This window comes from Microbacterium sp. STRO-2N (assembly GCF_057747775.1).
On record NZ_CM173223.1, the window covers coordinates 2,444,901 to 2,458,053 of the forward strand.

The 13,153-nt window shown below is 71.8% G+C and carries 14 protein-coding genes; 10 read left to right on the forward strand and 4 right to left on the reverse strand.

From position 1 onward, the window contains the following. Positions 1-51: 51 nt before the first annotated feature. The 4 genes from AC3ANN_RS11485 (at position 52) to AC3ANN_RS11500 (ending at position 4,318) form a co-directional block, all read left to right on the forward strand. Positions 52-2,085, forward strand: coding sequence for a TPM domain-containing protein (locus AC3ANN_RS11485; protein ID WP_488337531.1), 2,034 nt, complete (start codon positions 52-54; stop codon positions 2,083-2,085). Between the two features lie 110 nt (positions 2,086-2,195). Next, positions 2,196-2,933: a PspA/IM30 family protein gene (locus AC3ANN_RS11490; RefSeq protein ID WP_488337532.1), complete on the forward strand. Its 738-nt coding sequence runs from the start codon at positions 2,196-2,198 to the stop codon at positions 2,931-2,933. 108 nt (positions 2,934-3,041) lie between these two features. Then, positions 3,042-3,863 carry an arginase family protein gene (locus tag AC3ANN_RS11495; protein WP_488337533.1) on the forward strand — a complete coding sequence of 274 codons (822 nt, stop codon included), beginning with the start codon at positions 3,042-3,044 and terminating at the stop codon, positions 3,861-3,863. Continuing rightward, positions 3,860-4,318, forward strand: coding sequence for a Fe-S oxidoreductase (locus AC3ANN_RS11500; RefSeq protein ID WP_488337534.1), 459 nt, complete (start codon positions 3,860-3,862; stop codon positions 4,316-4,318). Before AC3ANN_RS11495 ends, AC3ANN_RS11500 begins: the two co-directional genes overlap by 4 nt. Before the next feature lie 7 nt (positions 4,319-4,325). Here AC3ANN_RS11500 and AC3ANN_RS11505 read toward each other — a convergent pair whose 3' ends face one another. The 4 genes from AC3ANN_RS11505 to AC3ANN_RS11520 form a co-directional block, all read right to left on the reverse strand. After that, the gene (locus AC3ANN_RS11505; protein ID WP_488337535.1) at positions 4,326-4,889 is read right to left on the reverse strand and encodes a hypothetical protein; all 564 of its coding nucleotides are present in this window, start codon (positions 4,887-4,889) and stop codon (positions 4,326-4,328) included. 47 nt (positions 4,890-4,936) lie between these two features. Beyond that, a complete protein-coding gene (locus AC3ANN_RS11510) occupies positions 4,937-5,398 on the reverse strand; it encodes an SIP domain-containing protein (protein WP_488337536.1) in 462 nt (153 codons plus the stop codon). Positions 5,399-5,472: 74 nt separating this feature from the next. Next, entirely contained in the window at positions 5,473-6,204 is a 732-nt protein-coding gene (locus AC3ANN_RS11515; protein ID WP_488337537.1) for a tyrosine-protein phosphatase, read from the reverse strand. Then, complete coding sequence (locus AC3ANN_RS11520) at positions 6,198-6,707, reverse strand: carboxymuconolactone decarboxylase family protein (RefSeq protein WP_488337538.1); 510 nt, start codon at positions 6,705-6,707, stop codon at positions 6,198-6,200. Before AC3ANN_RS11520 ends, AC3ANN_RS11515 begins: the two co-directional genes overlap by 7 nt. A 63-nt stretch (positions 6,708-6,770) precedes the next feature. Between AC3ANN_RS11520 and AC3ANN_RS11525 the strand changes: the two genes are divergently transcribed. From AC3ANN_RS11525 to AC3ANN_RS11550, 6 genes are all read left to right on the forward strand, one after another. Next, positions 6,771-7,739 (forward strand): alpha/beta fold hydrolase, encoded by a 969-nt coding sequence (locus AC3ANN_RS11525; RefSeq protein WP_488337539.1) that lies wholly within the window; start codon positions 6,771-6,773, stop codon positions 7,737-7,739. 173 nt (positions 7,740-7,912) lie between these two features. Then, on the forward strand, positions 7,913-9,421 hold the full coding sequence (locus AC3ANN_RS11530; protein ID WP_488337540.1) for an ABC transporter substrate-binding protein: 1,509 nt from the start codon (positions 7,913-7,915) through the stop codon (positions 9,419-9,421). Then, on the forward strand, positions 9,418-10,368 hold the full coding sequence (locus AC3ANN_RS11535) for an ABC transporter permease (protein ID WP_488337541.1): 951 nt from the start codon (positions 9,418-9,420) through the stop codon (positions 10,366-10,368). The genes AC3ANN_RS11530 and AC3ANN_RS11535 overlap by 4 nt, the downstream gene beginning before the upstream one ends. A gap of 170 nt (positions 10,369-10,538) precedes the next feature. Then, on the forward strand, positions 10,539-11,498 hold the full coding sequence (locus AC3ANN_RS11540; RefSeq protein ID WP_488337542.1) for an ABC transporter permease: 960 nt from the start codon (positions 10,539-10,541) through the stop codon (positions 11,496-11,498). Beyond that, the gene (locus AC3ANN_RS11545; protein ID WP_488337543.1) at positions 11,495-12,283 is read left to right on the forward strand and encodes an ATP-binding cassette domain-containing protein; all 789 of its coding nucleotides are present in this window, start codon (positions 11,495-11,497) and stop codon (positions 12,281-12,283) included. The genes AC3ANN_RS11540 and AC3ANN_RS11545 overlap by 4 nt, the downstream gene beginning before the upstream one ends. A 47-nt stretch (positions 12,284-12,330) precedes the next feature. Next, entirely contained in the window at positions 12,331-13,119 is a 789-nt protein-coding gene (locus tag AC3ANN_RS11550) for an ABC transporter ATP-binding protein (protein ID WP_488337544.1), read from the forward strand. Positions 13,120-13,153 lie beyond the last annotated feature (34 nt).

The window sequence follows — 13,153 nt, forward strand, 5'->3', positions numbered from 1 at the left end:
GCCTGCATAGACTCGCACGTGGGGAATCCCCGAGTCCCAGAGGGGTGATCGATGCGACTGCGCCGAACTGCAGCGCTGGTGTCCGCTGCGGTGGTCGCGGCCACGGTGATGAGTGCGACGGCTGTCTCGGCCACGCCTCCGGTCACGCTGGGCTCGGGCTACGTCCTCGACGACGCGGGAGTGCTCTCCTCGGCCGAGGAGTCCGATGCGCAGGACCGCCTCGACGAGCTGAAGACCCAGACCGGGCTCGATCTGTGGGTCGTGTTCGTCGACGAGTTCACCAACCCTGCAGGTGCCGAGAGCTGGGCGAACCAGACCGCCGACGACAACGGGCTCGGCGTCACCCAGTACCTCCTCGCCGTCTCGACCGAGGGACGGCAGTACTACCTCTCGGGGGCGTCCGAGGGCCCCGTGACCTTCGACCAGCTCGCGACCATCGAGCAGCAGCGGGTGCAGCCCGCGCTTCGCGCCGAGGACTGGCTCGGTGCTGTCGATGCCGCCGCGGACGGCCTCACGGACGCCTCCGGCGGCGGATCGGGTGCGGTCGACGACGGATCGGGGGCGGGGGCGAGCTGGCTCACGTGGATCCTCGTGATCGCGGTCGTCGTCATCGGCATCGTCCTGATCGTCATCTTCGTGCGTCGCCGCCGAGGCAAGACCGGCACGGTGGCCCAGGGCGGGACCGGAGCTCCGCAGCCGAGCATCGAGGACCTCGAGCGGCGGGCCGCGTCGCTTCTCGTCGAGACCGACGACGCGATCAAGACGAGTGCGCAGGAGCTCGGGTTCGCCAAGGCCCAGTTCGGCGACGCGGCGACGGCCGAGTTCGAGGCGGCCATCGCGTCGGCCCAGCAGGGCCTCGACGAGGCGTTCACGCTCAAGCAGCAGCTCGACGATGCGACCCCGGACTCCCCCCAGGACACGAGGGCGTGGAACGAGCGCATCATCGCGCTGTGCGAGGCCGCCAACGCACTGCTGGACGAGAAGGCGGCCGCGTTCGACGAGCTGCGCAAGCTCGAGCAGAACGCCCCTGAGGCGCTCGCGCGCGTGCAGGACGCGCGCGCGAAGGCCGCGGCATCCCTCGACGACGCCGCCGCACGCCTGCAGACACTCCGCGCGTCGTACGCGCCGGAGGCGCTCGCGACCGTGGCCGACAACCCGGAGCAGGCGCGCCAGCGGCTCGCCTTCGCCGATGAGCAGCTGGCCGCCGCGCAGACCGCGATCGGCGCTGGAGACGGCGGCGAGGCCGCCGTCGGCATCCGCGCCGCCGAGGAGGCCGTCGGGCAGGCGACGCTCCTCGAGGACGCCATCGAGAAGCTGGCGACCGACCTCGCGGAGGGCGAGCGCAGCGCCGCCGCCCTGGTCGCCGAGCTCGAGAGCGACGTGGCGACCGCCTCGGCGCTCCCCGACCCGGACGGGCGCATCGCCGGCGCGATCGCCGCGACCCGGCAGCAGCTCGAGAACGCCCGCGCGCACCTCACCGGCAACGCCAAGCGACCCCTCGCCGCGCTCCAGGGCCTCGAGGCCGCCAACCAGCAGATCGACGCCCTCGTGCAGGGCGTGCGGGACGCCGCGGCCCAGGCGCAGCGCGCGCGTCAGATGGTCGGGCAGCTGATCCTGCAGGCGCAGGCCCAGGTGTCGACGGCCGAGGACTACATCACCGCGCGACGCGGCGCCGTCGGCGCGGAGGCACGGACGCGGCTCGCCGAAGCCGGAGCGGCGCTCGCCCGTGCGCAGGCGCTGCAGTCCGGCGACCCCGAGCAGGCGATGCAGCACGCTCAGCGCGCCGATCAGCTCGCAGGACAGGCGATCCAGCTCGCGCAGAACGATGTCGGCGCCTTCGGCGGCGCAGGCGGCGGCATGTTCGGCGGGGGCGGGCAGTCCGACGGCGGTGGAATGCTCGGCGCCGTCCTCGGCGGGATCGTGCTCAACTCGATGCTCGGCGGAGGACGGTCCTCCGGCGGCTCGAGCGGCGGCCTCGGCGGCATGTTCGGTGGCGGCTCCTCGCGATCGTCCGGGGGCGGGTTCCGCCCCGGCAGCTTCGGCGGCGGCGGCACACGCGGCCGCCGAGGGGGTGGTCGATTCTGAGCCGTTCCCGTTCCATCGGCCGGCGACGCGCCTGCGCCGCGGCATCCGATCCAGACCCACTGACCCAGCTGAACCCCACCAAGCCCGAACTCCGATAGGAAGGAAATCCGATGGCGAAGCAGTCCATCTTCGGTCGCATCTCGACGCTCCTGAAGGCGAACATCAACGCACTCCTCGACTCCGCCGAGGACCCGCAGAAGATGCTCGACCAGCTGGTGCGCGACTACACCAACTCGATCGCCGACGCCGAGTCGGCCATCGCCGAGACGATCGGCAACCTGCGCCTGCTCGAGCGCGACCACCAGGAGGACGTCCAGGCGGCCGCCGAGTGGGGCAACAAGGCTCTCGCGGCGAGCCGCAAGGCCGACGAGCTGCGCACGACCGGCAACACGGCCGACGCGGACAAGTTCGACAACCTCGCCAAGATCGCGCTGCAGCGCCAGATCAGCGAGGAGAACGAGGCGAAGGCCATCGCGCCGACCATCGCCTCGCAGACCGAGGTCGTCGAAAAGCTCAAGGACGGCCTCAACGGCATGAAGCAGAAGCTGGAGCAGCTGAAGTCGAAGCGCTCCGAGCTGCTCGCCCGTGCGAAGACCGCCGAGGCGCAGAACAAGGTGCACGACGCGGTCAAGTCGATCGACGTGCTCGACCCGACGAGCGAGCTCGGCCGGTTCGAAGACAAGGTCCGCCGCCAGGAGGCCCTCGCCGCCGGCAAGCAGGAACTCGCGGCCTCGTCGCTGGACGCGCAGTTCAACCAGCTCGAGGACGTCGGCGAGCTCACCGAGGTCGAGGCGCGCCTGGCCGCGCTGAAGGCCGGCGGCTCGCCGCAGGCCGCGATCGGCAGCTGAATCTCCGTCGCGAAGGGCGCCGCACCCGCAGGGGCGGCGCCCTTCGGCGTTCGCGGACGGAGGAATCGCGGGCGCTCCCGCGAGCGCTTCGTACGCGAAGATGAGGGGATGACGCGATACCTGGTCGTCCCGCAGTGGCAGGGAAGCCCGTCGTCCCGGGCGATGCAGCTCATCGACGGGGCGCAGGCGATCGCCGGCGACCTGCCGCGCACGGCCACCACGGTGCTGGACGTGCCGATGGAGGCCGGGGAGTCGCTGGGCAGCGGCATCCATCGTCTGAGCGCCCTGCACCGCATCCACGGCATGATCGTCGCCGCCCTGGACGGCCACGACGATCCGGTGCTGACGGTGGGCGGCGACTGCGGTGTGGCCCTTGCTCCGATCGCGCACGCCGTTCGACGACACCCGGATCTCGCGGTCGTGTGGATCGACGCCCACCCCGACCTCAACTCCCCCGAGTCCTCGCCGTCGGGCGCCTTCGCGGGCATGGTGCTGCGCGCCGTGCTCGGCGACGGTGATCCCGGCCTGTCGCTCCCGCGCGGCACGATCGCCCCCGGCCGGGTGGTGGTCGGCGCGGCGCGTTCGTACGACGAGGCCGAGATCGCAGCCGCGTCCGACCTCGGCATCGCGAGCCTCACCGTGGACGAGCTGCGCGATCCGAAGGCGCTCGCCGCGGCCGTCGCCGCAACCGGCGCGGACGGCGTGTACATCCACGTCGACATCGACGCCCTCGACCCAGCCGAGGTCGCCGGCAACGCGCACCCCGAGCCGTTCGGCATGACCGTCGCCGAGCTGACGGCGGCGATCGCGGCCGTGCGCGAGCGCCTGCCGCTCGCGGGCGCGTCGCTCACCGGATACTCCCCCGCCTCGACCGCCTCGGCGCATGACGACCTCGGCGCCATCCTCCGGGTGATCGGATCGCTCGCGTGAGCCCGGCTCCCGCGCCACCGCGAGGGTGGCGTGCCGCGGCGGAGCGCGCCGTGGAGCGCGGCCGGCGCATCGACCGGTGGATCCCGCCGTTCCTGCTCGACTCGCCCATCAGCCGCGTCGGCTACTGGTACGGGTGCACGGTGGGATGGGTGTGGGGGTCGCTGTGGAGCACCGGACGCGTCGAGAAGCGCGAGGGCCTGTGGGTGTTCCGCGGGATGCCGCGGTGGACGTTCCCGCGCGGCGGCGTTTGCGTGGGCGGGTGCTTCCTCACGGGAGACGGCCGCGTCACGCCGGCCCTGCTGCGGCACGAGGCCGTGCACAAGCGGCAGTGGCAGCGCTACGGCCTCCTCATGCCGCTGCTGTACACGCTCGCCGGACGCGACCCGCTGCGCAATCGCTTCGAGATCGAGGCGGGTCTCGAAGACGGCAACTACGTTCCTCGCGGAACGCCCTGAGCCGTCGTCACTCCGCCGCGGCGATGGTCGCGGCGGCCGCGCGCCCGACGCGGTAGACCTGACGACCGAGTGCGATCACGACGGCGAGCGGGAACACGATCCAGAACAGGTTCGGCAGCACCGCCACCATCAGGAACCCCATGACGTCGCCGCGCTCGAGCGACTGACGCGTCATCTCGAGCCCGCTCGATGCCTCGACGAGGAAGTAGATCACGGTCTTCCAGAACGTCGCGACGGTCACGAGCAGACCGATGACGACGCCCGACCAGCGTCGGGCGTGGAACAGCGCCCAGACGATGAAGACGACCTCCACGAGGTTCGCCCAGCTCTGCGCGCTGCCGAAGGCGTCGAACTGGCCGTAGCGATGGTCGAACGTGCCGTAGAAGACGTGGCCCGGCCAGAACCCCGCGAGCGGTCCGCCGTCGTGCGACAGCGGACCGAGCAGCACGTAGCACGCGTCGTAGGTCTGGATGACGGCCGAGATGGTCAGCCACACGATGACCCACGTCGGCATGCGGAGGTCGCGCGGGTCGGCGGCGGTGACGGGCGAGGCGTCAGCGGTCTGCGTCATGGGCACGACTGTACCCAGTGGGCCGGCGTCCCGCGCGGAGCGACGCCTCAGCCCGCGACGCCGAGCCTGTAGTGCTCGGGCGCGTGGATGGACTCGCGACGGATGCCGAGGTCGACGAGATGGTCGACGATGTCGGCGGTGCCGAGGTAACCGCCGAGCAGGTGGATGCGCGTCTGGTCGTCCTCTTCGCACAGCATCTCGTCGGCCCACGCGATCACGGCGCGCGACAGCGCCTCGCCGGACGCGCAGCCGCGGCCGGTCCCGGGAGCGCCGCTGCGCTGCGAGCGGTCGAGCCACGTCACGACCATGCGGCTCGGTGCCGAGATGCCGCCCTGCCACGAGGCATCCGGGATCTCGATGAACACACGACCCGTCGAGCAGATCGGCAGCGTCGCGAGCACGGCTTCGAGCTCGGCGAGCGAGGACTCGTCGGCCGTGATGAGGTGCTGCACGCGGGTGTGCCGTGAGGAACGGCACGCGGACGCGTTGTGCTCGGTGTTGTGGGCCATGACCCCTCCACTATACCGCGAATGAAGGGTTGCCTTACCTCAGACGCGTCATGAGGCGTCTCGCGGCGACGGGCTCACGCCGGGCGCAGCAGGACGCGGCGCAGCTCCGCGAGCTCGTCATCGGCCAGCCCATGGGCGCGCAGATAATCCGCGGCCGACCCGTAGCGGTCCGAGACGTCGTCCAGCAGCGCGCGCATCACGGGCGCGGGCGAGCGCGTTGCGAGGTCTTCGAGGTGCACCGCCTCGGGGTGCATCGACCGCAGCAGCTGCACGATCGCGCGGTTGCGACGCTCAGGCAGGAGCCCCTCCGTGCGCGCGTAGTCCGCGACGACCGCCTCGACGTCCACCCCGGCGGCGGCGAGCGTGAGAGCGACCGTCACGCCGGTGCGGTCCTTGCCGACCGTGCAGTGCACCAGCACCGGCTGATCGGCCAGGATGCCGCGCACGACGTCGACCACGCCGGCCGACGAGTCCTCGACCAGCCGCCGGTACATCTCGTCGAGTCCGATGTCGTCGGCGAAGAACGACTCGACCGAGCCGAGGAACAGCGGCACGCGCTGCACCACGATGTCCATCCCCTCGATGCGGCTGGGCTCGAGGGCGACCTCGGCGTCGGCGCGCAGGTCGATGATCCGCCGCAGCCCCAGCTCCGAGAGCGCGCGCGAGCCTGCATCGTCGAGGCGGGCGAGGTTTCCGGATCGGTAGAGCACGCCGTGACGGGTCACCGCGCCGCCTGCCGCGGACAGCCCGCCGACATCTCGCAGGTTCGTGGCACCCGAGACCAGCGGGTCGCCGGGAGTCACCACGCCGTGCCCGCCGCGGCGTCCGCGTCCTCACGCTCCAGGTCGTCGCGCGGCGGAACGTCGTACCGGCCTGCGACCGCGATGCGGTTGAACGCGTTGATCGAGACGAGGATCCAGCTCAGCGCGACGTACTCCTGCTCGCTCAGGATGGCGCCGATGCGGTCGTAGACGTCGTCGGGCACGCCGTCCTCGTGGATGAAGACGAACGCTTCGGCCAGCTCGAGGCCCGCGCGCTCCCGGTCGGAGAACACGCCGGAGTCGCGCCACACCGGGATCTGCGCGATCGCATCGGCCGAGACGCCCGCCTTCACCGCGCGGTCCACATGAACGCGGACGCAGTACGCGCAGCTGTTCAGCTGCGACGCATGGATCTGCACGAGCTCTTTGAGCCGATCGTCGACGCCGCTCTCGGCCGCGATGCCGCCGACGGTCTTCGAGAACGCCTCGAGCGCCTGGTACGCCGGGCGCGCAGCGCGTGACAGGTGCACGCGGTGTTCATGCGTCATCCCGCCAGCCTACCGAGCGGCTCCGGTGCGCGGCCCGGAGTGCGCGTGCGAGACAATGGCCGGGTGAGCGAACCCACCGACGAGTTCTCCTTCCTGGCGGAACAGTCCGCCGAGGCCGGCATCGACGCGGCCCTCCCCCGCGGTGAGCGCCTGTCGCTGCGGCTGGGCGACGGCCGGACGATGAGCGCGCTGCGGTACACGCCCGCCGATTCGCCCGGGGCGGGCCCCGTGGTCACGTTCCTCCATGGCGCCGGCCTCAACGCCCACACGTGGGACACCACGGTCCTCTCCCTCGGGCTTCCCGCCCTCGCGATCGACCTCCCGGGACACGGTGACTCGTCGTGGCGTTCCGACGCCGCGTACGTCGCGCGCATCCTGGCGCCGGACGTCGCCGCCGCGATGGACGAGTGGACCGACGCGCCGCAGGTGCTCGTCGGGCAGTCGCTCGGAGGCCTGACGGCGGCGGCGGTCGCGGCATCCCGTCCGGATCTCGTCCGCGAGCTGGTCGTGATCGACATCACGCCGGGCGTCGACTCGAACGCCGGCCCCACCCAGATCCGCGAGTTCTTCGCGGGTCCGGTCGACTGGGCGTCGCGCGATGAGCTCGTCGACCGCGCGCTCGCGTTCGGTCTCGGCGGCGGCACGCGGCGCAAGGCCGAACGCGGCGTGTACTTCAACTCTCGCGTGCGCCCCGACGGCCGCGTCGAGTGGAAGCACCACTTCGCCCACCTCGCGAACGCGATGGCGGCGCGCCCCGCCACTGGCGAGGCCGGCGTGCCCGAGCCCGCCGACGAGCAGGACGCGGTGAGCGCCGTGCTGGGCGAGTCCGGCTGGGACGACCTCGCCGCCGTGGCGGCCCCGACGACGTTGATCCGCGGCGAGCGCGGCTATGTGACGGATGCCGATGCCGCGGAGTTCGCGCGGCGCAATGCCGAGGCATCCGTCGTCACCGTCAGCGCGGGGCACAACGTGCAGGAGGACATCCCGCTCGAGCTGGGCGAGCGCCTGCGCACCCTGGCGCTCGCGGAGTGACCGCCCCTCGCACAGCCCGCCGCGGAAGCATTAACGCTTCTGTTGCGTTCCGAGTAGCGGGTTCTCGTTCCCCGTCGCGATATCCCTAGGCTTGACTACCGCACCGGCCGCCGCGAGATCCGTCGCGCCGCCGGCGCCCGCACAGCACGCGGGACCCTCCCGAAAGGACCTCCATGCTCCGTCGCACCGTCCTCGCCGCCGTATCGCTTCTGGCGGCGGGCGCCCTCGCCCTGACCGCCTGCGGCCCCGGCGCCGAGCCCACGCCGAGCGTCACCGGCGAGCCCGACCCCGACGCGTCGGTCGCGATCCGGCTGGTGCTGGAGCCCGGGAACCTCGACATCCGCCAGACCGCGGGCGCGGCGCTGGACCAGATCCTCGTCGACAACGTCTACCAGGGCCTCGTCGCCCGCACGCCCGAGCAGGACATCGTCCCCGCGCTCGCGAGTGACTGGACCGTCTCGCCCGACGGCCTGACCTACACGTTCACGCTGCGCGAGGGCGTGGCGTTCCACGACGGCCAGCCGCTGACCCCGCAGGACGTCGTGTGGTCGCTGACCACGCGCAAGAACACACCGGAGTGGAGTGACTCCGGCCGGCTCGCGAACGTCGCGAGCATCACCGCGGAAGGCCAGGACATCACGCTCACGCTCACCGAGCCGGACTCCAGCCTGCTGTGGAACCTCACCGGCCGCGCCGGCATCGTGCTGAAGGAGGGCGACACCGTCGACTACAACACGGCCGCCAACGGCACCGGCCCGTTCCTGTTCGACCAGTGGCGGCAGGGCGACAGCATCACGTTCGTCCGCAACGACGCCTACTGGGGCGAGCCCGCCGAGGTCGCCGAGGTGGTGTTCGACTACATCCCCGACAACCAGGCCGCGCTGAACGCAGCCCTCGCCGGCGAGGTCGACGTCGTCACCGGATTCGACGCCAACCTGCGCGACCAGATCGAGGCGAACGGCGACTTCGCGCTCGAGCTCGGCCAGTCCACCGACAAGGGCACGCTCGCGTTCAACCAGACCTCGGGCCCGCTGTCCGACGTGCGCGTGCGCCAGGCGATCCGCCAGGCGATCAACCACGACGCGATCATCGAGGCCCTCGCCTCGGGACAGACGCAGTACGGCCCGATCCCCGAGCTCGACCCCGGCTACGAGGACCTGTCCGACGTCGCGCCGTACGACCCCGAGGCCGCGCGTGCGCTGCTCGAGGAAGCCGGCGCCGAGGACCTCGAGCTGACGCTGACGATCCCCAACTTCTACGCCACCACGATTCCGCAGATCCTGGTGTCCGACCTCAACGAGGTCGGCATCACCCTGGAGGTCGAGTCGGTCGACTTCTCGACGTGGCTCAACGACGTCTACGTCAACAAGGACTACGACCTGAGCTTCGTGCTGCACACCGAGGCGCGCGACTTCGAGAACTGGGCCGACCCCGAGTACTACTTCACCTACGACAACCCCGAGGTGCAGGAGCTGTACGCGCAGTCGCTCGCGGCGACCGACGAGTCCGAGGCCGCCGACCTGCTGCAGCAGGCCGCCCGCATCGTGTCGGAGGACCACGCCGCCGACTGGCTCTACAACGGCGCCTCGGTCATCGCCGTCGGCACTAACATCACGGGTATGCCCTCGATCAACGTGAACGAGCGCCTGAACCTCGCCGAGATCGCCAAGAGCAACGGGTGATCCGGTACACGCTGATCCGGCTCGGCCTGCTCCTGCTCGGGCTGTTCGTCGCCAGCGTGCTCATCTTCCTCACCCTCCGCGTGCTGCCCGGTGACGTCGCGCAGCTGATCGCCGGCGTCAACTCCACGCCCGAGCAGCTCGCGGCGATCCGGGCGCGGCTGGGCCTCGACCAGCCGCTGCCGGTCCAGTACCTCGACTGGATCGGTGGCGTCATGCGCGGCGACCTCGGCACATCGCTGCTCACCGGCACCGCCGTCGCGGACGAGCTCGCCGAGAAGGCGCAGGTGACGGTGCCGCTCGGCATCCTGTCGCTCGTCATCGCCATCGTGATCAGCGTGCCGCTGGGCGTGATGTCGGCGATGCGGCGCGGACGCGCCGACGGAACGGCGCTGAGCGTCGGCGCGCAGGCGCTGGCGGCGGTGCCCGTGGTGTGGGCCGGCATGATGCTCGTCGTCGTCTTCGCGGTGTGGCTCGGCTGGCTTCCCGCCCAGGGCTTCCCGCGTGCCGGCTGGGCCGACCCGTGGGCGGCGCTGCGGGCGCTGATCCTCCCCGCGTTGACGATCGGCATCGTCGAGGGGGCGATGCTGCTGCGCTTCGTGCGCAGCGCCACGTTGCAGGCCGTCGGTCAGGACTTCGTGCGCACCGCCGCTGCGAAGGGGCTCACTCGCGATGCCGCGCTCATCCGTCACGGCCTGCCGGTGGTGGGGCTGTCGGTCATCACAGTGCTGGGGCTCCAGGTCGCCGGCATCATCGTGGGCGCCGTCGTCATCGAGCAGCTGTTCTCGCTTCCCGGCATCGGGCGCATGCTCGTCGCCGACGTCGGGGCGCGCGACCTCCCGAAGGTGCAGGGCGAGCTGCTCGCGCTCACCGGGTTCGTCCTCCTGGTCGGGTTCGTCGTCGATCTCGTGCACCGCATCATCGACCCCCGTCAGCGGGAGGCGGCATGACGCCCCGACGTCCCGCGCACTCGGCGTCCGGAGCCGAACGCCGGCGGTTCCGCACGAAGCCGACGGAGCATGTCCCGGATTCGGTCGCTCCGACCGCCTCCGAACGACGCATTCCGGGACATGCATCGCAGAATCCGGAACACGGCGAGGCGACGGGTGCCGCGGCCGACGTGCCCGCCGAGGCCCTGGGCCGACCGCGCTCGCGCTGGGCCTGGCTCGGACGGCTGTGGGGGCTGTCGACGGGAAGGTTCGGGCTCATCGTCGTGGCGGTCGTCGTCATCACCGCCGTGGTGGCCCGGTTCTGGACGCCGTTCGACCCGCAGCAGGTCGAGATCTCGAACCGGTGGGCGCCCCCGGGGTGGCCGCATCTGCTGGGCACCGACGGCTCGGGCCGCGACATCCTGAGTCTCATCATCGCCGGCGCGCGCACGACAGTGCTCGTCGCGGTCGGCGCGGGCATCGTCGCCACCGTCATCGGCATCGCGCTCGCGGCCCTCGGCGCGCTGACCGCCCGCTGGGTGCGCGAGTCGGTCGCGGTGCTCGTCGACATCCTCATCGCGTTCCCGGTGCTCATCATCGCGATGATGATCTCGGCGGTGTGGGGCGGGTCGCTGTGGGTCGTGATCTGGGCTGTCGGCATCGGCTTCGGCGTCAACATCGCGCGCGTGACGCGGCCCGAGCTGCGCCGCGTGCTGCACAGCGACTTCGTGCTCGCCGGCCGCGCCGCGGGCCTCACCTCCGGGCAGAACCTGTGGCGGCACCTGATGCCGAATGTGGCGCCGGTGTTCATCGTGCAGCTGTCGTGGGGCATGGCGGTCGCCGTGCTCGCCGAGGCGGGCCTGTCGTACCTCGGGTTCGGCGCACCCGTCACCGAGCCGTCGTGGGGACTGCTGCTGGCCGAGCTGCAGCAGTTCATCACGGTGCACCCGCTGTCGGTGGTGTGGCCGGGCCTTGCGATCACGCTGACCGTGCTCGGCCTCAACCTCCTCGGCGACGGCTTGCGCGAGGCGACCGATCCGACGCTGTCGCGCAGCCCCTTCGCGACCAGGCGCGCTGGACCCACTGGGGCTTCGCCCCAGACCCCCGGCGCGCAAGCGCGACCACTGCACATCCCGGAGGTCGTGGCATGAGCCTCGAGGTGCAGGACCTCACGATCGAGATCGACGGGCGCCGTGTCGTCGACGGCGTGTCGTTCGCCGTGCCGGACGGTGCCCGGGTCGGGCTCATCGGCGAGTCCGGCTCGGGCAAGTCGCTCACCGCGCTCGCCGTCCTGGGGCTCCTGCCCGACGCCGCGCACGCGTCGGGCAGTGTCCGGTGGAACGGCCGTGAGATCCTCGGCCTCGCCGACCGCGAGCTCGCACAGCTGCGCGGCGACGAGATCGGCATCGTGTTCCAGGAGCCGCGCACCGCCCTCAACCCGATCCGCACCGTGGGCCGCCAGATCGCCGAGTCGATCCGCATCCACGAGGGACTGACGAAGCGGGATGCCGCAGCCCGCGCCGTCACGGAAGCTTCCCGTGTCGCCCTGCCCGATCCCGAGCGCATCGTCGCGCGGTATCCGCACCAGCTGTCGGGCGGGCAGCGGCAGCGCGTCGCGATCGCCATGGCGCTCGCATGCCGCCCGCGGCTGCTGATCGCGGACGAGCCGACGACGGCGCTGGACGTGACGATCCAGGCAGAGATCCTCGAGCTTCTCGTGTCGCTCGTCGAGGACGACGGCATGTCGCTCGTGTTCATCACCCATGACCTCGCGGTGCTGTCGCAGATCGCGACGCACGGGATCGTGCTCGAGGACGGACGCGTCGTCGAGGAGGCCCCGGTGTCACAGCTGCTCACGGCTCCGGCATCCGTCGTCACGCAAGGGCTCCTGCGCGACGCGACGGCCACGCTGTGGCGGCCGGGGGGTCGCTCGTGAGCGCCGGGGTTCCGGGGCGAAGCCCCGGAAGGGACGGCTCCGCGACCGTGCTGATCCGCGCGCGGGGATTGACCCGCCGCTACCCGGCGCCCAAGACGCGGCTCTTCGGGCCGCGCAGCTTCACGACGGGGCTGGAGGATGCCGACCTCGACGTGCGCGAGGGCTCGGCGCTCGGCATCATCGGCGAGTCGGGCTCGGGCAAGTCGACCCTGGTGCGGCTGCTGCTCGCGCTGGACGCGCCGACCGCCGGCACGATCGAGTTCGACGGGCGCGCGGTCGACGCCGCCGCGCCCGCGCGGTCGCTGCACTGGCTGCGGCGCCAGACCGGGATCGTGTTCCAGGACCCGTACGCGTCGCTCGATCCCCGCATGAGCGTCGGCCGTATCGTCGGCGAGCCGTTGTGGGCGCTCGGGATCGAAGGCGATCGCCGCGCACGCGTGCGGGAGGTGCTGGAGGACGTGGGACTCGAGCCCGATATGGCCGAGCGCTTCCCGCACGAGTTCTCGGGCGGGCAGCGGCAGCGCATCGCGCTCGCGCGGGCGATCGCGCACCGTCCGCGCGTGCTCGTCGGCGACGAGCCGCTGTCGGCGCTCGACGTGACCGTGCGCGCGCAGATCCTCGAGCTGCTCGCCGAGCTCCGCGCCCGCGACGGCCTGACGCTGCTCCTCGTGTCGCACGACATCGGGGTCGTGCAGAACCTGTGCGACGAGGTCGTCGTCATGAAGGACGGCCGCATCGTCGAGGAGGGCCCCACCGAGAAGGTGCTGCTGCAGCCGCAGGTGTCGTACACACGGCGCCTGCTCGCCTCGATCCCCGTGATCGATCCCGGCGCCTGAGCCCACAGTCTCCGGCCTCGCCGCGGTGCGGCAT

Excerpts from the sequence above, each read along its gene's own strand:
- AC3ANN_RS11510 (WP_488337536.1), bottom strand. The coding sequence starts at position 5,398 with ATGGCCCACAACACCGAGCACAACGCGTCCGCGTGCCGTTCCTCACGG.
- AC3ANN_RS11490 (WP_488337532.1), top strand. The coding sequence starts at position 2,196 with ATGGCGAAGCAGTCCATCTTCGGTCGCATCTCGACGCTCCTGAAGGCG.
- AC3ANN_RS11520 (WP_488337538.1), bottom strand. The coding sequence starts at position 6,707 with ATGACGCATGAACACCGCGTGCACCTGTCACGCGCTGCGCGCCCGGCG.
- AC3ANN_RS11495 (WP_488337533.1), top strand. The coding sequence starts at position 3,042 with ATGACGCGATACCTGGTCGTCCCGCAGTGGCAGGGAAGCCCGTCGTCC.
- AC3ANN_RS11485 (WP_488337531.1), top strand. The coding sequence starts at position 52 with ATGCGACTGCGCCGAACTGCAGCGCTGGTGTCCGCTGCGGTGGTCGCG.
- AC3ANN_RS11545 (WP_488337543.1), top strand. The coding sequence starts at position 11,495 with ATGAGCCTCGAGGTGCAGGACCTCACGATCGAGATCGACGGGCGCCGT.
- AC3ANN_RS11505 (WP_488337535.1), bottom strand. The coding sequence starts at position 4,889 with ATGACGCAGACCGCTGACGCCTCGCCCGTCACCGCCGCCGACCCGCGC.
- AC3ANN_RS11530 (WP_488337540.1), top strand. The coding sequence starts at position 7,913 with ATGCTCCGTCGCACCGTCCTCGCCGCCGTATCGCTTCTGGCGGCGGGC.